Below are 21,256 nucleotides of genomic sequence, written 5' to 3' on the forward strand. Positions count from 1 at the left end.
GACGGACGGTGAGGCAGCTGCTTCACGGTGTGTGCCGCGTCCGGGGGGAGGCACATATGGATTCGTACGAGGCCGTGGCAGCTCAGGGGGAGGGCGCTGCCGAGGCCAGAAACGCCATGGCCTCCTCACTGCGACTTCCGGGCTCGGGGGTGCCGACGAGCAGCTGCTGCCCCGGAGCGTCCACCACGTCGAAGGTCTGATAGGTCAGCTCGATGCGCCCCACGTCGGGGTGCACGAACACCTTGAATGCACGGGTCAGACCTGCGACGCCGTGGTCGTCCCACAGCACCCTGAACTCCTCTGAGGCCGTCTTGAGTTCGGCGACCAAGCCGCTGATGCCCGCGTCGTGCGGGAACTGCCCGGCGTTCAGGCGCAGTGCGTACACGGTGCTGCGCCGCAGCAGCTCCCGATCAGCGAACACCGTCTTCGCTCGAGGGTGGGTGAACAGGATGCGTGGCATGTTCCGCACGTCTCCGAACGGCGCCAGGAGCGCGTCGGCGATCGCATTGGTCGCCAGTACGTCGAAGGCCGGGCCGAGCACGTAGGACGCGGCACGGGGGAATGCTTCCAGCAGGTGCAGAAGCGCGGGATGCACCAGTTCCCGCCTGCTGTCCGGCCCGAGCCTGGGGTTGAGCCCCGCCAGCCGGTGCAGATGCTCGCGCGCATCGGGCGCGAGGCGGAATGCCCGCCCGAGGGCATCGATCACCTGTGCGGAGGGGTGGCGCTCGCGTCCTTGCTCGAGGCGGGCGTAGTAGTCCGCGCTGACCCCGGCCAGCACCGCGACCTCTTCGCGCCGCAGACCGTGGACACGCCGTTTGGAGACGCCACCGGCGAGTCCGGCGTCCGCGGGCTCCACGCGTGCGCGACTGGCACGGAGAAACGCGCCGAGTTCGTTGTCATCCGCCGCCGTGTCCCCAAGGGCAGCCGCGCTCGCCGGATCCCCCCTTCGATGATTCGGGACCGTCAAACGCGTGATCATGCTTCGTCTCCCGTTCGGCTCGCCGTTGCCCCGGACCGACGGATCGTACGACCGCCCACTGACATCGCCCCGACCGGCGGCTGCGGCGAGGACGGGTCCCGGTGAAGCCCGCGCCGACGATCCGCCGCGCTCGGGGCTGACGGCGGCCCCATGAGTGACGCCGTCCCTGCGGGCTCCTGCCGGTGTCGCCGAGACACCAGCGTCCACCGCCACCGAGAGACCAGGAAGGCTGCGTGTACCTGGGTGCCGCACACCCAGGTACACGCAGCCTTCCGGGATCCGGTCGAGCCCACTGAGGTGGGGGATGCGGCGGCCGCCGCCGGAACATCCCGAAGGAGCACCATGACCACGTCAGCGGAATCGAAGACCGTCCTCGTCACCGGGGCGAGTAGTGGAATCGGCGAGGCCACCGCCCGTCGGCTGGCCGGGCTCGGCCACCGGCTGCTGCTCGGTGCCCGCCGAACCGTACGCCTGGCGTCCCTCGCCGAGGAGCTGCGTGCCGGTGGGTCATCGGTCGTCCACCGCGAGCTGGACGTGACCAGCCTCGACTCCGTGCACGCTTTCGCGGCCGCCGGGATCGAGGAGTACGGGCGTGTCGACGTCTTGATCAACAACGCCGGCGTGATGCCGTTGTCGCCGATCGCGGACCTGCGCATCGCCGAGTGGGAGCAGATGATCGACGTCAATCTGCGTGGCGTGCTCTACGGCATCGCCGCGGTACTGCCTCACATGCAGCGCCAGGGCGGCGGGCACATCGTCAATGTCGCCTCGACGTCGGGGCACCGGGTGGACCCGACCGCAGCGGTCTACTGCGCCACCAAGTTCGGTGTGGTGGCACTGTCCGAAGGGCTACGGCAGGAGAGCCGGGATGTCCGGGTCACCGTCGTCAGTCCCGGGTTCACACAGAGCGAGCTGACCCACCGCGGTGGGTCGGCCGAGGCCCGGGCCGCGGCGCGTGCGGCGGCCGAGCGACTGGCGATCCCGGCCTCGGCCATCGCCGACGCCATCGCCTTCGCCGTCGATCAGCCGATGCAGGTGGACGTCAACGAGCTGATCGTGCGCCCCACCGCACAGGGCTGACGCCGGAGCGAAAGCCGGCGGAGCGCGGCGGTCGCGACTCAAGTGCGGCTAGTCTCCGCTCCTCCGGCACCTGGCACCTGGTTGTACGTGGTCACAGACCGTCGGATCGAACCGGGAGGCTTGCGCGGATGGCGAAGAACGGCTCCAAGATCCTGTAGCAGGACGGCACGGACACGGAGGAAACGGTGAAGCCCCGGAACTGGGTCGTCGCGGCGGGAATCTTGCTGTTCCTCGCGCGCTCAGCGAGGGCGCCTGGTGGCCGCTGCCGAGGCCGCAGGCGCGCCGGGGCCCCGGGCCACCACACGGCCACGGTCCTTCTCCGCGACTACGGATACAGCTTCTCGCCCTTCGCCAGCATCGCTACGTACTTCTCGATCCGGCGCGCCCGGGTCTCGGCCTTCTTGGCGTCTTGGACCCGGTACAGGATCGCGTAGCGGTTCTGCCGGTCCAGTGTCTCGAAGAACTCCGCCGCGGCCGGGTCGGCGTTCAGGGCCGCCGTGAGGTCGTCCGGCACCGTGGCGGTCTTCGCGCCGTCGTAAGCCGCCTCCCAGCGGCCGTCTGCCTTGGCGCGGTCGACCTCGGCCTGCCCCGGCGGATGCATCCGGCCCTGCTCGATCAAGGCGGCCACCTTGTCCCGGTTGACCTTGGACCACTTGCTGCGCGGCTTGCGCGGGGTGAACCGCTGGAGCCACCACTGGTCGTCGAACTTGGCCTTCTGGCCGTCGATCCAGCCGTAGCAGAGTGCCACGTCGAGCGCCTGAGCGTAGTCCAGCGCGACGATTCCGGGGCCCTTCTTACGGAGCTTGAGCCAGATGCCCGGCGAGTCGGCGTGGTTCTCACCGAGCCATGCCTCGAATACCTCGGCGGATTCGAATACGACGATCTCCAAGTCCTGAGTCACCCCAGCAGCGAACCACACCCGGCCGATCGTCATGACGCATTCGGGCACGGCCCCGGATGCAGGATGTCCGTGGATCTGCGTGATCATCTCTGTTCCCGACGCAGAACGATCATGCAGGAGCCACGGACTTGCTCAAACGATACGACGTTGCTGCTCGACCTCGACGGGGTGTCCGTCGCGCGGGTTGAGCGGCTGGCCTACGGAAGGCGCCGAATTCACCTGGTCACGGCCGACGAGAGGCCAGGGCCCGCCCGGCCTGCGGGGTTTTCGCCAGCCAGGTGAAAGGCTCGGCGGTGACCCGGCCGCGCGATCTCCTTGACGGCGATGACGGATTGGAGTTCCGCCGGCACAAGCGCCGCTGGTGGTGCCGCGAGACCGACCGCCCGCACCGGAGCCGACCGCCGCCAAGTCGGCAACGCCGCTGCGAGTTCCTCACCTGGTGCGCGGACTCCGACATCCCTGAAGTCCGCCGTCGACCGCGGGTGGGCCGAGATCGCCGCGTTCATCGACACCGGGCACGGCAGCGCCAAGAACGATGGGATCAACCGCGTGATCAAACTCGTCGCCCGTAACGCGTTCGGCTTCCGCAACGCCGACAACCAGCGGTTGCGGGCACGCTGCGTCACCACCCGCCGAGCCCCGCGGACACCGCTGCACCGCTCAACTTTGAAGACCCCGCATGCCGACCCGGGGCGAGTGCCGGGCAGGCGCGGAGCTGCCCCGTCGTGGAGAACCGCTCCGGATGGTGCCGATTCACTCGAGCCAGCCGCGGCGGGCCGCCTGGGCCGCCGCCTGGAAGCGGGTGTCGGCGCCCAGTTCGGCCATCAGGCGGTGAATACGGCGCTGGGTGGTGCGCTGACTCCAGCCCAGGGTGCGCGCGATAGCCGCGTCCGAACAACCGGAGGACAGCAGCCTCAGCAGGGCGAGGGTTTCGGCATCGGGGCTGCCCGGTCGTTCGACCGGGGACCTGGTGTCCCGAAGCGGCGTCGCCCGTTCCCACTCGACTTCGAACAGCGCCTCCAGAGCCACGAGCATCGGTGAAGGCTGGATGAGATAGGCCGCGGAATGGCCGCCGGGCGCGAGGCTGAAGGGGATGATCGCGGACCTGTCGTCCGAGATCACCAGTTTCAGCGGCAACTCCGCCAGCACCCGGGCCTGTTCACCGGCGCGTATGCTCGGCAGGATGTCCTCCTGGAGCCGACCCGGCCAGTCCACGGCGGCCCGATCGTAGATCACCCGGTGGACGACACCCGTGCGTTGCCGCCGGCGCTGGTTGTCCAGGTTGCTCCCCGGCCGGTCGACATAGGGAGGCCGGTCGAAGGCCCGCACCTGGCGCCGGGCACCCTGCGTGAGCCGGTGGACGGCCGCGCTGATGTCCTCGTGGCTGGTGAGCAGTTCCACGGCGATGTTCGGATCACTGATCCGGTGGGCCTCGCGGTGCTTCTCGGCGAGCTGCTGCACCAGGGAGCGGGCCGAGTCGAGCCGGCGCTCACGTTCCTGGATCAGCTCGCTGACCGCCACATCGGGAGCCGCCGCGGTGAAGTGCGGCGGACGGCCCGCGGATCTGGTGGCAAGGCCGTCCTTGACCAGAACGGACAGCAACCTGCCCACCGCGCGCACGCTCATCCCACACGCTCCGGCGACCTGCGAAGCGGTACTCCGGGGCAGCCCCACCAGGGCGGTGTAGACGAGTTGTGTTTCGTCGCTGAGTCCGACGACGTCAAATTCCATTTCCACTCCGGTCGTTCCTGGCAACCAGTCGCCACCTGGCGGAAGCTGGCCACAGCAGCGTCCTTGCGCCCGGTCCGCTTCCATTGACATCTTCCCTGGAGAAAAGGGGCGTTGTCCTGCGGTGTTGCGCGGGCCCACGTCCCTGTCGTGTGTCAGCACACCGGACAACAGCGGAAGGTGCCCCTATGCCCCAAGCCCGACCACCGGCCCCACGGCTGCTGCGCGCCTGCGCAGTCCTCGCCCTCACCGTCGCCGGGACCGCCGTGGCACTGCCCGCATCCGCCGCGCCTCCGACCACCCCCGCTCCCCCGGTCCGCACACCCGCCACGCAGGCGTCGCCGAGACCCGACGAGCAGCGGCACGGTGCCGTTCCCGGCCAGACCCTGGTGACGCTGGACCAGCAGACCTCGGTCACCGGAACGCCCCTGCCCGGCACTCGCCTCGCCGCCCGGACCCCGCAGACGAACAGCGCGGCCCTCAACGCCAAGTTCCGGGCCGTCGGCGCCACATCACTGCACCCGCTCGTGAACAAGGACGGCGCCGGGCAGTCCCGGACCTACGTCCTCACCACCGGCCGGCGCGACTCCGCCGCCGTCGCACGTTCCCTGCGCGGCACTCGAGGAATCGCCGACGCCGAGCCCAACCGCTACGTCAACACCATGAACACCGGAGCCCGGTCGCTGCCGTCCGCGGCAGTCCGGTCCTTCCCCGCCGCGCACACCAGCGGTTCCGCCAGGACCGGCAGGACACCATCGACGTCGCCCACGGACGCCGTCCCGGCCAACGACACCCTCAGCACCTCCGCGCAGGCGTTCCTCAACTCCGGCGGTGTGAACGCGATCGGCGCCTTCTCCCTGCTCCAGGGTCGGTACGGGCAGCAGCCCGGAACCGGCGAGACCATCACGAACGTGTCGATCGGCGACCTCACCGACCAGTCGATGGCCGACGACGGCGACTCGTACGTACGGTCCAACGGCCCGACCACCGTCCTGAAGAACGGACAGCGCTACCTCGACCTGCCGTCGATGCCGCTCATCCCGACCTATGTGGCCAAGGACTCCGGCGGTCTGGACGGCGCCGCGTCGACCGAACAGCAGGACCCCTCCCTCGACGAAGTCATGCTCGACTTCGGCGTCATGGCCCCGCTCGCCCATGACCGGCAGCGTCCCGAGGCGACCGGCAGCGGCTACACCGACCTTCTGGGCATCGCCCCCGGCGCGAACTACCGACTGGTCGTCCCACAGCAGCCGACCACCGACCGGATCGCGGGCGCCCTCCTGGCTGCCGCCCACCAGTCGCCCAAGCCCGACGTGATCACGGCCAGCCTCGGCTTCGGCACCGACGCCGAGGGCTTCCCCGGCCGCTATCTCGAGGACGACCCGGTCATCCGTTCCGTCGTCACGTCCATCGTCCATGACGACGGTGTCGTGGTGTCCATCTCCTCCAACGACGGCACGCGCCTCTACACGCCCGCCTCCGTCGGCCCCGACGGCGGCAGCACGCCCACCGACCTCGCCCCCGACACCCGCTCCGCCACCACCATCGCCGACGACGCGGAGTCCACGACGCCCTCGAGGGTCCCCGACAGCGGGGCGATAGCCGCGGGCGGCACCACTGTGGACGACACCCTGGCCGCAGGACCACGGGGCGACGCGACCACGGCCGAGACTCGGCTCAGCGGCTTCGGCACCTTCTCCTCGGGCTTCGGCAGCCGGGTCGACCTCTCGGCGCCCAGCGACAACATCCTGGCCTTCTCCCATCAGGCCCAGGGCGGGGCGCAGGACGTCGCCGTGTCCCTCAACGGCGGCACGTCCGCCTCTGCCCCCGAGATCGCCGCCGCAGCGGCGGTCGTACTCCAGGCCGGGCGGCTCGGCGGCCACCGTCTGACTCCCGCACAGGTAAGGGACATCCTCGAGAAGACCGGTCGCGCGGTCTCCACCCCGCCGCAGATCGATCGTGCGCTGCACGTAGGCCCGCAGATCGACGTGACGGCGGCGACCGAGAGGGCGCTGGGCCGCAGCTCCGGGTCCCCGTCACTGGTGCGCCTGTCCGTCGCGCACCGCGTCACCATCGGCGACCTCGGCGGCGCCTTCATGGAGACCAGCGACCCTGGCCGTATCGACCTCGGGGACCGATCCTCCGGCGGCAACGGTGAAGGCCTGGTCGGTCCGGTGACCTTCGCCGGCGACACCACCGGGGTGAGCGGCCGCGCCCAGTACACCCTCACGGTCGGCAAGACGGTCTTCCGCTCCTCCGACAGCCCCGCGATACGCGTGACACCGGCCCAGCTCCTGACCGCCGCCGGTCTGCCCCTGACCTCCACGACGGACCGGCAGATCACCGTGACCTACCGCGTACTGGTCGACGGGCGCACCCGCGTGAGCACCAGCCGTACTCTCGCCGTCGGCCCCAGCGACGGCACCTACGCGGAGGCCACCGCCCCCGACGCTCCGGCGACGGTCGGCGCCGGGCATCCGGTCACCGTCTCGTACGACCTCACCGGTGTCGCGTCGACCTCCGACCCGCAGCTCGTGGTGTCCACGGTCGGTCACTGGAACCCGAGCCTCGCTCCCCTGTTCACCGCCGGCTGGCACCAGGCGCTGACCGCGCCCAAGGGAACGGTGACGATTCCCGCTGAGGCGTTCGCGAACGGCGGTGGCCTCTACGGCATCGGTATCGCCCAGCGGGGCTTCGGCGGCAACCCGCTGTCCGTCGCCTACGGGGAGTTCGCCCCGATCCGGGTGGACGGCGGCACGGCGGCGAACCGCCCGGCCGCACCGGTCCTGACCGGAGCGAACGGCATCGCCGGCCACAGCGCTGAAGTATCCCGCGACGCCTCCATGTTCACGCTCCGCTACGACGTGCGGGACGTCCCGGGTGCGCGGGCCGCCGAGGTGGAGTTCTCCGCGCCGGCCCCCACCCAGCACGGCACGCTCAACACCTTCACCAACGCCAACGGCACCCGACTCGACCACGACGGCGTGAACAGCCCGTCGGTACTGCACCGCACGCTGCAGGCCGCCTCCGGTTCGGTGCGCCTGGACGCCGCGGCACTGGGCCTCGGCAGCTCGGACAGCTACAACGTCCGGGTGCTCGCCCTCGGCCGCAACGGCCAGGTAGTGGGTCAGGCGTCCCCGTTGTCGACGCTGGCCTTCGACGACGGGCAGGCGCCCGGCGGTGCGTCGGTGGAGAGCTTCGCCGCGGCCGGTCCCCACTCCGTCGCGGCGCTGGCCACCGCTTCGGGCGGCTCCGAGGTCCGCCACTACTCGACGGCGACCGGACGCTACGGCGACGTCATCACCTCCGACCCGGGCTCCGGCGCGTCCTACGAGGTCGTGGGAGCCACCGCGAACCGTGTTCTGCTGGCCCACAAGGCCGCGGCCGACGGCGATGTCCGGGTCGAGACCTGGAACACGACGACGGACTCCCTCGCCGGCGTCACCGTGCTGCCCACCGACAAGTACACCTACGTCACCGGCCGGATCGACGGCGTTCACAACAGGGGCGCCATGCTCCTGCACGGGACCGACAAGGCCGACCTGGTCCTGCCCGTGGACCTCGGCACGGGCACCACGGGCGATCCGATCCAGGCCGACCCGACCGACGTGCCGGCCGGAACGTACAGTCTGCTCACCCTCGACTCCTCGACCGGCGACGTCTTCCTGGCCAAGGCCGCCGGGGCCTTCAACTGCCTCGGCGGAGTGACGCCGGCCAAGGTCGACCTGGTCACCCGGACGGTGACCGGCCTCGGCAGCACCTCCGGATGCAGTCACGGCATCGCCTCCGACGGAGCCGGATCGCTGTTCAACCTCTCGGCGACCGTGCCCAGCGTCAACATCGTTCCCACGAGTGTGCTCGGACCGATCGACGAGACCAGCGGTGAGTCGGCCGATGCCATGAGCGTGCGCCTGGGCAAGGCCTCGGCCCTCGCGGTGGACGGCACCCACCGGATCGCCGTGGTGTCCTACGCGACGCCGGAGGGCAAGGCCTACTTCGGCGCCGGGATGTGGGTGCCGGACAACAACGCCACCAGTCAGCTGGTCGTCATGGATCTCACGACCGGAACGGTGATCCGCACACTGACCGGCTTCGCCATCGGCACCCACGGCGGGGCAGAGAACGCGCTCCAGCTGGATCCCGGCAGCAGGACCGGGTGGACGTACGGCCCGAACGATCAGCAGATCCAGCAGTTCAGTTACTGACGGACCGACCCGTCCTCCGTCCCGGGGGCCCGTACGTGCTACGGGCCCCCGGGGCACGCCCCCGCAGCCGGCCGCCCGGACAGGCCGGCTCGACCTCCACGGAAACCCGGGTGCTCCGAACGCACTGTCCGGGTAGGTTCGCAGAATGCCCGAGCTGAAGCTGCTGCACGCCGACCACGGCCCGGCGGTCCTCGCCTTCGAGCTGGCGAACCGCGCCTACTTCGCCGCCGCCGTCTCCGATCGGGGCGACGCGTTCTTCGATCGATTCTCGGAGCGGCTCAGCGCCATGCTGGCCCAGCAGGACGCCGGCATCAACGCGTTCTACGTACTGATCGCCGAGGACGGCTCGGTTCTGGGCCGGTTCAATCTGTACGACGTCGAAGACGGCACCGCCGAACTCGGCTACCGCGTCGCCCAGCACATCGCCGGCCGCGGCGTGGCCACCGCGACCGTCCGGGAGCTGTGCCGACTCGCGGTGGCGCGGCACGGACTGCGCACGCTGCGGGCGGCCGCCGCACACGACAATGACGCCTCCCGAAAAGTGTTGGCCAAGGCCGGGTTCGTCCCGGTCGGCCCGGCGGCCCCTGCCGACCTCGGTGGCAAGACGGGCACCTGGTACCGACTCGACCTCGTGCCGCAGCCGTAGCACGCGATCCTGCAGCTTGACGAAGGCTCTCCGCGAACCGGTGGCTTCGGCCTCAAGTGGCGCCCGGTCCGGGCCGATCACCGCCCGAGCGGCGCGCGGAACCCATGTCCTGCGGAATGCAGGTGCGCCTCGATCAGTGCGCGGTGCTCCCCGCGGTGCCGTAGTGCACGAGTGTGGTCGGCACGACGGTCCGACGGGTGGCGGAGCGCACGGAGCCGTCCCCGATACGGGTGGCGAGCAGTCGGCCCGCCTCACGGCCGAGTTCGTCGCTGTCGTAGGCGACGATGGTCAGCGGCAGCCCCAGCGCGTCGGCGAGTTCGAAGTCGTCGAAGCCGGCCAGCGCGGTGGTCGTGCCCGCACGGCGGATGGCGCGGAAGGCGCCGATGGTGTTGCGGTTGTTGGAGCAGAACAGCGCCGTGGGCGGCTCCGGGAGGTCGAGCAACTCGCCTGCGGCACGGGCGGCTTCGCCGGTCTGCTGCTGGCCCTGCCGGATGTAGGCGGGCTCGGCGGGGATACCCGCGTCGGCCAGTGCATCGGCGTAACCCCGCAGACGCTCGATGCTCGTGTAGACGGTCGGCGGCGAGCCGAGGAAGCCGATCCTGCGGTGCCCGGCGGCCAGCAGCCGCTCGGTGGCGGTGCGCGCCCCGCCGTAGTCGTCGACCAGCACGCAGTCGGCGGCGAAATCGTTCGGCGGGCGGCTCGCGAGCACCACGGGCACACCCTCGGCCGCGGCGGCGGCCAGATGGCGCTGGTCGGCGTCGGCGGGCACGGCGATGATGCCGTCGACCCGGCGGGCCACCAGGTCCTGGACGAGGCTCCGCTCGCTGTCCAGGTCCTGTCCGGTGTTGCCGATGACGGACTTGAGACCGTGCTGGGCGAGCACGGAATCCACGCCCAGGGCCAGGCGGGAGTAGAAGGGGTTGGCGAGGTTGGTGACGACGAGCCCGACAAGTCCGGTCCCGCTGCCCAGTCGCAGGCTGCGGGCCATCTCGTTGCGCCGGTAGCCGAGTTCCGCGATGACCGTGCGCACCCGGGCCGCGGTGGCCGGCGCCACCTTGGGGTCGTCGCGCAGGACGCGCGAGACGGTCATGGCGCTGACCTCCGCACGCTCGGCGACGTCCCGCAAGGTCGGCTGCGCGTCCCTCGGTCCACGTGTGTCCGCCATCCCGGCCGTGTCCCCCTTCGTCAGTCCCCGTCGGCCGCCGCGCGCGCCGCGCCGATCAGTGCGGCGTCCCCGGCGAGACGGGCGGGCTTCACCGCACGAGTATGCCGTGTGGCGGCCGCGGTTTCGGGGGGCACAAGGCCACGAAGGGCGTCGCCGGCGTCGGGCACCCAGCCCCCGGCCTCGAGTCCCGACGTCAGGGCCGGAGCGACGAGATCCCACGAACGGGCCATGGAGCCGCCCACGACGAGTGCCGTGGCGCCGAAGGCCGCCAGACGCGGCCCCAGCACAGCACCCAGCGTCGAGAAGGCGTTGCCCAGGACCCTCAGGGCCCGCCCCTCGCCCGACCCGGCTCGCTCGGCGACGTCGTGCACGTCGAGGGCCGGATCGCCGTACCGGAGCAGGATCGCGCGGCGTGACACGACTTCTTCGAGTGGCTCGTCGCCCACCTCGGTCAGGTCCATGCGTCCTTCGGGCGGCACGCCGGGCCCGTACTCGCACATACGGCCGTCGGCAAGGAACGCGGAGCCGACACCCGTTCCGAGGGTGATGCCGACGACGCGGCGGTGGCCGCGCGCGGCGCCCGCGGACCACTCGCCTGCCAGGAAGGCGTGCGCGTCGTTGAGGAACACGACGTCGACGGGACGACGCCGCAACCCGCCGCGCAGCGCGGCCCCCACATCCACTCCGTACAGGGCGTCGAACTTCCCGACCCCCGCGAAGAGGGCGATGCCCGCCGCGTAGTCGAACGGGCCCGGCACCGCCACACCCCAGCGGGCCCCCGAGGGCACCGCCAGGGTGGCGGCACAGTCGTACACGGTTGCGAGGATCTCCTCGGCGGAACCGTGTGCGTCCAGCGGCATACGGGTCCGGTCCAGGACGCGGCCGTCCCGCGGCTCGACGAGGGCCGCGGTGACGTGGGTGCCGCCGATCTCCAGGACGGGTATCAACGCACGAGCGCCTTCACCACCCGGACGGGTCCGCCGTCCGCTGCCCGCAGGGTGTAGTGGCCGACCGCGGCGGGGACGGTGAGCGTCTCCGCACAGGCCAGTTCGTGCGTGTCCCCGGCCGCCGTCCGCACCGTCACACCCGCACCCTCCACCACGTTCAGCACATGGAAGCGCCCCAGCGTGGCATCCTCCGCCTCCGCTCCGGCGTCGAGCACATATCTCCTGACCTCGTAGAACATTTCGTCCAGTGCGCCGATGACCTCCTCGCGCCAGCCGGCACCCTCGCGCAGGATGCGCGGCTCCTGCACAAGGTCACGGGTGACGGCCGCACCGCGCCGTCCGGTCTCCAGGTTGGCGAAGCCGTGCTCGTACGGCAGCGGCCGGGGGCTGCCGTCCGTGCCGGGCCGCAGCCAGTCGTAGAACCGCAGGCTGTACAGGTACGGGGTGGCGCTGATCTCGAGTACGACGTTGCCGGCACCGCTGGCGTGCGGCGTGCCCGCCGGGATCATGAACAGCCTGCCCTGCTCGGCGGGGAAGGTCAGGACATGGTCCTCCGGATCCATGGGCACCCCCTCGGTGGCGGCCTTGAGTACCTCCTTGCGGAAGACGTCGACGTCGGCGTCCTCGCGCAGGCCGAGGAACACCTTGCTGTCAGGGCCGCCGAGGGTCATGTAGTACGTCTCATGCTGGGTGTAGGGCCAGCCGAAGCGCTCCCGCATGTACGGCTCCCTGGGGTGGCAGTGCACCGAGAGGTTGCCGCCGCCGACCGTGTCAAGGTAGTCGAAGCGGATCGGGAAGGAGGTGCCGAAACGGGCGTGCACATCGTCGCCGAGGACGTCCTCGGGGTGCAGGACGCACATCAGCTGGAACGGCACCTCCGCCTGGGCCTGCGGCCCGTCGCCGACGAGGATGCCCGCCTCGGGGGCGATGAGTTCGTAGCCGAGCGCCGTGTTCCGTGCCCCCGGGTCGAAGCCGAGTTCCTGCTGGGCCCAATGGCCGCCCCAGGGGGTGGAGTTGAAGAACGGCCGAGTGCGCACGGGACGGCGGGCCAGGGCGGCGAGGGTGGCCCGCAGTCCGTCGCCGTCCAGATAGACCGGACGTTCGGGGTCCTGGACGTCCAGCCAGCCGTCGAGGCGGGGAGCGAGCGCGTCGCGATGGCGGTCGAGCATGGGCCAGTCGACGTAGAACAGGCTGCGGAGGTCGCCCTGTTCGCGGGGCAGCCCCAGGTTGACCCCCCGTCCGGCGGCCACGGCGGCCTCCGCATGGCGCTTGGGGAGGTCGGCGTACCAAAGGACGTCGTGCCGGACGAGGGCGGCTCCGGGCCCGTAGACCACGGCCGCTCCTCCGCCCGGTGGCCGCGGCACGTCGTCGAAGAGGTCGTCCAGGGTGTTCTCGGCGAGCTTGCAGTAGTACGGGTCGGCGGCGTCCTCCGGGCGTACGGTGCGACGCCTGACCTCGGCGGGCGGTGCGTAGTGCTCGCGCACGTCGAGCAGCCGCACCGCCGTGCCCGGGAAGGCGGCGACGAGCCGGTCGGCCAGCAGGTCCCAGTCCACGGACGGCGGCCCGTCAATGGCGACGACCGCCGGGGTAGGGGGTAGTTGGTCCGCGATCGCCTGCCAGCCCGTGGCGAGGACGGTTCGCGGTGCGGGGGTGTATCGGGGGTCGAGCCGGTACACGCAATCTCCTTCGTACTGTCGTGCAGATTCAGTGGTGCTCGAGGAGTACCGCTGCCGTGCCCAGTGCGGGGATGTCCAGCGTCACCTCGCCGTCGTGCAGGGGGAGTCGGGCGGAGGGGGTACCCAGGTAGTTCGACCGGTGCGCGGCAAGGACCGGGAAGCCGGCCCGAACGGGGCAGGCCACCGGTTCCTCGGCGAAGGACTGCAGCCGCAGTAGCACCCGACCGGGTGCGGGCGTGGTGGCGCCGACCAACCTCACCCGGGAGTCACCCAGTTCGGCGAAGGTCAGGGAGGCGGGTGCAGCCTCCGGCTCCGGCCCCCTGGCGCGCACGGCGTGCAGGGGGCGGCTCCAGGCGGCGGCCGTGCGTGGGCCGAGACCGGCGTCCGTGCCGCCGCAGGCGATGCTGTAGCGGAAGGTGAACTCGAAGCCCTGCTCGCTGGGGAAGTTCGTGTCCCAGAGGTTGTTGTGGATCCAGGAGAAGACAGTGGAGGGCTCGTCGTGACCCATGGTCTTCGGGAACGGGGCGTACGGCAGCGCGATGTTGCCGAACTGAACCAGCGGCGCGTCCTGGCTGGCCCAGGCGACGGTGAACTCGTCCTCCCGCAGGGTGATCCAGCGGCGCACGGCGCGCATGTGCAAGGCGGATCCCGGGACGACCGGGAGGCCGTTGCCGGTGGCGCCGCCGGACGCCTCCATGCGCACCGTGGGCGTACCGAACGCGAACGGGAAGGCGAAGTAGGCGCTCTCCTTACCGGTGGTGGCGTCCTTGTCGACGCGATTCTCGATGTCGAGACGGGCGACGCCGCGCGGCAGTGTGAGAGTGGTGCGCACCCGGTTGGCGCCCGCGGGACGGGTCTCGTATGTGATCGTCTCGGCGGTGGTGGTCGACCGGCGGGCGATCAGGGCGGCCGGCGGCGCCACGGAGCGGTCGCCAAGGTGCTCCAGGCGGTCGGAGCCGGTGGTGCGGCTGGAGTTGTGGTTGAAGCCGCCTGCGGTGGTGTAGCTGTCGTGGATGTAGGCGTTGAAGCCGGTGACGGCGTCGTCACGGACCAGTTCGCGGCCGGTGGCCTTGTCGGTGACGGAGCCGATGCAGGCGCGGGCGAGATCCACGCGGACGGCGAGGTGCTCGTTCTCCAGGAGCAGCGGTTCGGCCAGCGCGTAGGCCGCGGCGGCGGTCTCGGCGGGGTCCTCCCGCTCGGTGCCGCCAGTGGGGTTCCAGCCGGTGGCGGCCTTGAGGACGGCCTCTTCGGCCGCGTCGCCGATCGCCTCTTCGGCGATCCGGATGTCGAGGCGGACGGAGCCTGCCGGCGGCACGTCGTCCACACGCACCAGCAGGAAGCGGCCTGCGTCCCGGTGGTCGTCGTTGACCTGGGGACGTTCCTCATGGTGCAGGTGCGCACCGGTACGGCCGTCGCGGACCACAACGGGTTGTTCCAGCGGGACGCTGGACTCGGGCAGGAAGATGCGTACGACGTCGGTACGCGCCCAGGAGCAGGTGTTGACGACGTGGTAGGAGGCGGGAACGCCGGCCGGGGAGGCGAGTCGCTGGCCCAGTCGCGCGGCGGCGCGGTTCAGCAGTGACTGCCCTTCGTCGTGGGCGCGCAGGGCCTGCCCGTACTTCCAGTGCCACTGCTGTTCGCCGGAGTGCCCACCGTGGTCGCCGTGTGTCCAGGGGTCACCTGCACCCCAGGTGTGCTCGTCGAAGAGGGACACCGACTCGTAGACGCCGGCCGCGTCGCGGCTGTCGTCCTCGGCCCCGGCGGCGCCGAGGACACCCGCGAAGGTGCCGAGGGTCTGGGCGTCGGCGACGACGGACTGGGCTGTGCGGGCCAGGGACAGCGGGTGGGCGCCCGAGCCGACACCGTCGACCCACCAGTCGGTCCAGTCGCCCTCGAAGGTGCGGATCTGGTCGCCCAGCCGGGACTCGGCGTCGGCGAAGAAGTCCTCGTTGCGCGACAGCCTCAGCTGCGGATAGGCCCAGGTCTCGTTCCAGCGGCGCACGGTGTCGGCGATGATCCGGCGTGGCGGCGCGTTGTCGCCGAACTTGCCCTGCACGCGCAGGTGCAGCACGTCCCACGGGTACGGCTCGCGCTTGATCTCCTCCTGGTCCATTGCCCAACCGAAGATGCCGCCGCGATAGGGGTACGGGTTGCTGGCGAGGGAGGTCAGATAGGACGGCAGGAGATCGTCGACGCTGCCGTAGTCGGTGTCGAAGCCCAGCAGCGGGCCCTCCATGTAGGCCAGGCCGTGCGGCGTGTCGGTGACCCACACCAGCAGGCTGTTGCCGCTGGGTGCGCGCCAGCGGAACAGACGCGGCAGCTTCTCCCCGCCGACGAGGTGCGGTACCGAGCGACCGGCCCAGTTGTGCGCCACCGACAGGTACTTCACGCCGGCGTCACTGAGCGCGTCGACCAAACCGACGACCGATCCGGGCACATCGGTCTGCATGGCCGAGGTGAAGTCGACGCCGTAGCGCTCCCTCACCTCATGGGCCATGCGCAGCAGTTCGTGCAGTTCGTCGGTGGAGCAGGTCTCGGTGTGCAGGTTGAAGGGCATGGCGGTGAGCTCGATCCTGCCCTCGCGCACCCGCCGTACGAACTCCTCGACCTGTTCGGCCGGCCGCGCGTCGGCCCACTGCCGGAAGGACCACAGCGACTCGACACACCACCGGAACTGGGACTCGGGTGCCCAGTCGTCGGTGGCACGGGTCAGCTCGAGGCAGGAGTCGAGGAAGGACAGGTGCTCGGCCAGCACCCTGCCTTGCGGGTCGGTGTATCCGATGTCCAGGTGCGAGTGGTGGACGAGGTGGACGGTCCAGCGGCGTTGGGGGGTGAGAGTGACGTCGATTCCGCTGTCCGGGTCGCTTCCGTGCAGGCCCACCGTGACCCGCTGCGCGGTGTCGACGGCGGGCAGCAGCAGGCGGACCGAGCGGTTGGGCCCGGCGATGCGTTCGGCGGGGAGTGCGCTGCCGGACTCGGTGCGTACCGTGAGCTCGTCCGGGAGTCGGGATCCGTTCACCGCTTCCACCCGCAGTGACTGCAGCAGGCCGCCGTTCCCGGCGCGGCGCAGAAGTGGTTCGACGGTGAGACGCAGGGCGCTGCCGCCCAGACTGCCTTCGGCGCTCACGACTGAGCCGCGAAGGCTGTCGCGTATCCGGTCGTTGTCCCAGTCGGTCGTACGGACGAGTGCCCGTGTGGTCATGCGGATCTCTCCAGATCGTGCTGAGGGACGGGGCTAACGTGCGGTCGCGGTGATGCCGCGCAGGAACAGGCCGCGGAAAACCAGGAAGACGACCAGGGTGGGAAGGGAGACGATGAGCGCGCCGGCCAGGATGACGGGCGGTCCCGAGGATGCGTAGGCGTTGTTGAGGGTCGTCAGAGCGGCCATCACCGGCTGGATGTCGGGGCTGCGGCTGAGCGTGATGCCGAACAGCAGGTCGTTCCAGACGGCGGTGAACTGGAAGATGAACGCGGCCGCCAGGCTGGAACCCATCAGCGGCACATGAATGCGCCAGAAGATGCGGCGGAAGGACGCCCCGTCGAGCATGGCCGCCTCCGTCACCTCGGGCGGCATCGTGGTCATCTGATTGCGGATCAGGAAGAACGCGAACGGGACCGCCCACGCCACATACACGAGCATGAGGCCGAGCCTGGTGTCGTACAGATTGCCGTCCGCGTACATGCCGAACAGCGGGGCGAGGAACATCTGCAGCGGGAAGAGCGTCCCCGAGTAGATGAGCCAGAACCAGAACACGGGCTTCGGTATGGGCAGCACCACCACGGCGAAGGCGGCCATGGCCGCCACGACCACGGCGGCCGCGCCGCACACCATGGCGTACACCATCGAGCTGAGGAAGCTCTCACCGATGCCCGCGTCGCTCCACGCGGTCGAGAGGTTCTCCCACACCGCGAAGCCCCGCGGGGCCCAGTCGGGCCGGCCCGTGTAGGCGGCGACAGGTGTGAGCGCGTTCACCACCAGCAGGTACAGCGGAATGAGCCAGAGCACCACGCAGCCCGCGACGAAGAGGTTTCGGAAGATCCGTCCCATGGGTCGTCACTCCTTTCGAACGCCTGGGGTCAGTTCTTCGCAGCGGACGTGTCGGGCATCTGCCGGCGCAGGTACATCCATGAGGAGGCGACGACGATGATGGACAGGACGAGTGCGATGGCGGATCCGTAGCCGACGTGGAAGAGCCGGAAGGCCTCGCGGTACATGGTCAGCGCCAGCGTCTCGGAGGAGCGGGCGGGCCCGCCCTGGGTGAGCACCCAGATCAGGTCGAAGGCCTTGAGGCTGTTGACGATGGCCATCCCGACCACCACCACGGTCACGGATCGCAGTTGCGGCAGGGTGATGTGCCGGAACATCCGCCAGCCGGTCGCCCCGTCGAGTTCGGCCGCCTCGACCGTCTCGCGCGGTATGGCGCGCAGTCCGATGGCGAACAGCACGACGTTGAGGCCGGTGGCCTGCCAGGTGCTGGCGACGATCATCGCGATCGTGTTCTGCGGCCACTCCAGCAGCCAGGCGCGCGCGAGTGAGTCCAGCCCGATGCCGTGCAGCACCTCATTGAGCGAACCCTCCGAGGTGAGGATGAACTTCCACAGTACGGCGGTCGCGGCGCCCGAGATCGCGTACGGCAGCACAATGAGCAGTTGCGCGAGCCATCCGAAGCGCATCCGGTGCGTCGCCACGGCGATGGCGAGGCCGATGGCAACGGGCAGCAGCAGCGTGCCCGCCACCCACATGACGGTGTTGAGCAGCGATCGGCCGAAGATCGGGTCGTCGGCGAGCCGCGCGTAGTTGTCGAGGCCGGTGTAGTGGCTGGTGAAGCCGTTGTCCTCGAAGAAACTGCCGTAGACGCTGCGGAAGAACGGGTAGACGAGGAGTACTCCGACGAAGAGCAGCGCGGGCAGCGCCCATGGGATGCCGACCAGCGGGTGGCCCAGCCGGTGCCCGGCCCGTATGCCGTCCGCGGCCTGATGAGGGGTGCGGGTGGGGATCCGCCGGCGTATCCGCAGTGGCTTGCCCGCGGCGCCGGGTCCGTCCGTCGCAGCGGGGGTTGCCGCGCTCATGGCGTCCGTCATGACTTCTCCCCCTCCCTCCACACCCTCCACGCCTCGTCGGCCCGGCCCTGCATCGTCCGCAGCACCGAGCGGTACGACGACGGATCGAGCAGAAAGGCCGCCAGATCGTCGACGGTGGCCTCGACCAGTTCCGGCGGTCCCAACTCCCAGAAGCGGTTGAGCATCCGCACCTTCTTCTCCCGCACGGTCGCGGTAATGCCCGCGATCATGACGTTGGCCGGTGCGACGCCGGGGTTGGGGCACCCGTCCTGCAGGGTGTGCGAGAAGGCCTTCATGACCTTCGGGTGCATCCAGGCGCCGGCGGCGCGATGGGCCTCGTCACGATCGGGGCCCTTGACGGTGCAGACGAGGGCGCTGGATTCGAAGATCATGCTGGGCCGCGCCCGGGTGTTCTGCATCGGCAGCACGAAGGCGTCCAGGCTCTTGCCTGGCTTGCCGCCCGCGCCGACGAGGGTGGAGCCGAGCCAGGTGCCGCAGGGCAGCATGCCGACCTTGCCGTGTACTACGGCCGCGGCGGCCATCGTGTGGTCCATGTCCATCGAGGTGAACCAGTCCTTGTCGAAGAAGGACGCGATGGTGCGCATGGCCTGTTCGGCGGGCGGGTCGGTATAGCGCGCCCGCCCGTTCATGAGGTCTTCGTAGAACTGCGGGTCCTGGCGGCTGAGGATCTCCTGGAACCAGATGAACGAGGGCCAGCGCCCGGCCGCGGTCCCGTGCAGCGGGGTGATGCCGGCGCTCTTCAGACGGGCCGCGACGGTGAGGAAGTCGTCCCAGGTCTCCGGTTTTCTCAGGCCGTTGGCCCGGAAGACCTCGGGGTTGTAGTAGAAGACCCAGTAAGCCAGGTTCATGGGCAGGGCGTAGACGCGGCCCTTGTATGTGAAGGCGGAGCGCAGCGAGGTGTCGACCCAGCCCTTGCCGGCGGCGCTCTCCCAATGTCCGGTCATGTCCACGATGCCGCCGGTACGGGCCAGGTCCTGGAGACGGTAGCCGGACCAGTACTTGAGCATGTCGGGCGTCTTGTCGGTGCGCAGTGAGGACTTGACGACCTGCTCGAACGACTCCAGCGACGGGATGACTTCGGGCACGATCTCGATGCCGTCGACCGAGTGCATCGCCTTGCCCGCGGCCTTCAGGGGTTCGGCCCAGGCCGGATTGTCCCCGTGTACGGCGACCTTGCCGGGGGGCTCCGCGGCGGCGCTTCCGCAAGCGTTGACCAGAGCGCCGGTAGCAGTGGCGAAGGCACCGGCCGCGACCGTTCGCAGGACGGTGCGGCGGGTGGGACCGGTGGCGCTCTGGGCGAAGTGCGCTGTGTTCATGGGCGGGTGACGGCCTGGCATGGGGCGGCTCCCTCAGGCATGTTCCGTGGCGGTGTTATCGTTAACATGCACTGCGGGGAGCTTGGACGCCAGGGGCGGTGGATGTCAATGGCCCCGACAGCCGGAGTTTTGGAACCGAACCGCGAACCGGCGGTGCGGCGCGGGTTCGACCTCACTTCGATCTGCGGCAGACCGGCACTTTCGTCGCCGGACCGGCTCGCGGATCTCGCGGTAGCCGACTCCCCGACAGCCGAGTTGAGGCATCGGACATCTCGAACAGCAGCCCAAGAACGAACCCTGGGGGCACTCCCCCGGACGACGGTCAACTGCGTCGTCCTGGTCGAAGCGAGCGGCAGACAGCTCTGCCCGCGCCCGGACCCAAGCAATCGGTGTGAAGACCTCGCCATGGGCCCCCCGCCCCGGCACACAGGGGGGAACTTCGGTGTCGATCGTTACATCGGGATCGACCATGACCATCATGGTCGTTGAAACCATGACACACATGGCAGAAGCGAATCGTTCTGCGTGCTCAGCAAATTCCGTCGCACACAGGCCCACGAGCGGAGCAATGATGCCCGACATCACGCAATCTCGCGAGGAATGGATCGCCGGCGGCAGCCGCCGGAGCCTGCCGGGGTTTCCACATGTCGTGTTCGTGAGGCACGACGGGCCGTCGACCGGCGTCCCCGTGACCCTGCTGCACGGATTCCCCACCTCCTCGCACGACTGGGCGGCTGTCGTCCCGCAGCTCGTGGGCGCGGGTTTTCGGGTGACAACGGCGGACTTCGTCGGATTCGGCGAAAGCGACAAGCCCTACCCTCACGCCTATTCGATTCTCGAGCAGGCGGACCTCGTCGAGGCAGTCTGGGAAGTCGACGGACACGACACCACCGCAGTGGTGGCCCACGACTACGCGGTCTCCGTCGCTCAGGAACTTCTGGCCCGCACCCCTGACAGGGTGACCTGCATGACCTGGCTCAACGGAGGCATCTGGCCGGACTTGCATCACCCAAGCCCTGAGCAGAAACTCCTCGCCGGCCCTGCCGGAGCGGAACTGGCGGAGCAGCTGGACGAGGAGAAGTTCATCTCCTTCCTCGATCGCCTCATCGGTGAACGCCCCCTGCCAGGTGCAATGCTGCACGACATGTGGCTGGACGCACGGGCACGTGACGGATTGAGGGTTCTCCCCGCGCTCCTTCACTACATGGAGGAACGCAGGAAGAACGCCGCTCGCTGGACGGGCGCGGTACGTGACTACGAGGGTCCGCAACAGTTCATCTGGGGGCCCGAGGATCCCATCAGCGGGGCCCATGTGATTCCACGGATCCGCGAGGCCGTCCCGCGGGCGAGGCTTGCCGTCCTCGACCAGGAACCGGCCGTCGGGCACTTTCCCCAGGTCGAATCACCCGAACGCGTCGGCCCCCTGCTCACCGGATGGATCAGGGAGAATTCCTGAACCGTACGAGCTGGATCGCCGACAGGGCCGAAGACCGTTTTCGAATTCACCGCGAGCAGAAGAGAGCACACTGCA

14 protein-coding genes and 1 pseudogene are annotated in these 21,256 nt (G+C 70.1%); 5 read left to right on the forward strand and 10 right to left on the reverse strand.

The genetic code is table 11. From position 1 onward, the window contains the following. Positions 1-82: 82 nt before the first annotated feature. Complete coding sequence (locus ADL25_RS05200; RefSeq protein WP_079050182.1) at positions 83-979, reverse strand: helix-turn-helix transcriptional regulator; 897 nt, start codon at positions 977-979, stop codon at positions 83-85. A gap of 342 nt (positions 980-1,321) precedes the next feature. Between ADL25_RS05200 and ADL25_RS05205 the strand changes: the two genes are divergently transcribed. After that, positions 1,322-2,059: an SDR family oxidoreductase gene (locus tag ADL25_RS05205; protein ID WP_059126430.1), complete on the forward strand. Its 738-nt coding sequence runs from the start codon at positions 1,322-1,324 to the stop codon at positions 2,057-2,059. Between the two features lie 325 nt (positions 2,060-2,384). On the opposite strand, the gene ADL25_RS05210 is transcribed toward ADL25_RS05205, so the two are convergent. After that, on the reverse strand, positions 2,385-2,993 hold the full coding sequence (locus ADL25_RS05210) for a YdeI/OmpD-associated family protein (RefSeq protein WP_199839111.1): 609 nt from the start codon (positions 2,991-2,993) through the stop codon (positions 2,385-2,387). Between the two features lie 291 nt (positions 2,994-3,284). Between ADL25_RS05210 and ADL25_RS52100 the strand changes: the two are divergent. Next, positions 3,285-3,560 (forward strand): annotated as a pseudogene (locus ADL25_RS52100) (transposase); the annotation flags it as partial. A 153-nt stretch (positions 3,561-3,713) separates the two neighbouring features. Here ADL25_RS52100 and ADL25_RS05215 read toward each other — a convergent pair. Beyond that, the gene (locus ADL25_RS05215; RefSeq protein WP_059126431.1) at positions 3,714-4,691 is read right to left on the reverse strand and encodes a helix-turn-helix domain-containing protein; all 978 of its coding nucleotides are present in this window, start codon (positions 4,689-4,691) and stop codon (positions 3,714-3,716) included. A gap of 185 nt (positions 4,692-4,876) precedes the next feature. Between ADL25_RS05215 and ADL25_RS05220 the strand changes: the two genes are divergently transcribed. After that, the gene (locus ADL25_RS05220; protein ID WP_059126432.1) at positions 4,877-8,893 is read left to right on the forward strand and encodes a S8 family serine peptidase; all 4,017 of its coding nucleotides are present in this window, start codon (positions 4,877-4,879) and stop codon (positions 8,891-8,893) included. Between the two features lie 145 nt (positions 8,894-9,038). Beyond that, positions 9,039-9,539 (forward strand): GNAT family N-acetyltransferase, encoded by a 501-nt coding sequence (locus ADL25_RS05225; protein WP_059126433.1) that lies wholly within the window; start codon positions 9,039-9,041, stop codon positions 9,537-9,539. 133 nt (positions 9,540-9,672) lie between these two features. On the opposite strand, the gene ADL25_RS05230 is transcribed toward ADL25_RS05225, so the two are convergent. From ADL25_RS05230 to ADL25_RS05260, 7 genes are read right to left on the reverse strand one after another with little or no spacing between them, the layout of a single operon-like run. Beyond that, positions 9,673-10,704 carry a LacI family DNA-binding transcriptional regulator gene (locus ADL25_RS05230; RefSeq protein ID WP_059126434.1) on the reverse strand — a complete coding sequence of 344 codons (1,032 nt, stop codon included), beginning with the start codon at positions 10,702-10,704 and terminating at the stop codon, positions 9,673-9,675. Between the two features lie 20 nt (positions 10,705-10,724). Beyond that, a complete protein-coding gene (locus ADL25_RS05235) occupies positions 10,725-11,651 on the reverse strand; it encodes an ROK family protein (RefSeq protein WP_059126435.1) in 927 nt (308 codons plus the stop codon). Then, positions 11,648-13,327 carry a class I mannose-6-phosphate isomerase gene (locus tag ADL25_RS05240; protein WP_059126436.1) on the reverse strand — a complete coding sequence of 560 codons (1,680 nt, stop codon included), beginning with the start codon at positions 13,325-13,327 and terminating at the stop codon, positions 11,648-11,650. The genes ADL25_RS05235 and ADL25_RS05240 overlap by 4 nt, the downstream gene beginning before the upstream one ends. A gap of 28 nt (positions 13,328-13,355) precedes the next feature. Next, complete coding sequence (locus ADL25_RS05245) at positions 13,356-16,529, reverse strand: glycoside hydrolase family 38 C-terminal domain-containing protein (protein WP_059126437.1); 3,174 nt, start codon at positions 16,527-16,529, stop codon at positions 13,356-13,358. Between the two features lie 33 nt (positions 16,530-16,562). Continuing rightward, a complete protein-coding gene (locus ADL25_RS05250; RefSeq protein WP_059126438.1) occupies positions 16,563-17,375 on the reverse strand; it encodes a carbohydrate ABC transporter permease in 813 nt (270 codons plus the stop codon). A 29-nt stretch (positions 17,376-17,404) separates the two neighbouring features. Beyond that, positions 17,405-18,409: a carbohydrate ABC transporter permease gene (locus ADL25_RS05255; protein WP_234380591.1), complete on the reverse strand. Its 1,005-nt coding sequence runs from the start codon at positions 18,407-18,409 to the stop codon at positions 17,405-17,407. Continuing rightward, a complete protein-coding gene (locus ADL25_RS05260) occupies positions 18,406-19,725 on the reverse strand; it encodes an ABC transporter substrate-binding protein (RefSeq protein ID WP_234380599.1) in 1,320 nt (439 codons plus the stop codon). Before ADL25_RS05260 ends, ADL25_RS05255 begins: the two co-directional genes overlap by 4 nt. A 469-nt stretch (positions 19,726-20,194) precedes the next feature. On the opposite strand from ADL25_RS05260, the gene ADL25_RS05265 reads away from it, so the two are divergent. Beyond that, a complete protein-coding gene (locus ADL25_RS05265) occupies positions 20,195-21,181 on the forward strand; it encodes an alpha/beta fold hydrolase (protein ID WP_234380601.1) in 987 nt (328 codons plus the stop codon). Positions 21,182-21,256 lie beyond the last annotated feature (75 nt).

The organism is Streptomyces sp. NRRL F-5122 (genome assembly GCF_001507435.1).
In the GTDB taxonomy this organism is placed as follows: domain Bacteria; phylum Actinomycetota; class Actinomycetes; order Streptomycetales; family Streptomycetaceae; genus Streptomyces; species Streptomyces lannensis.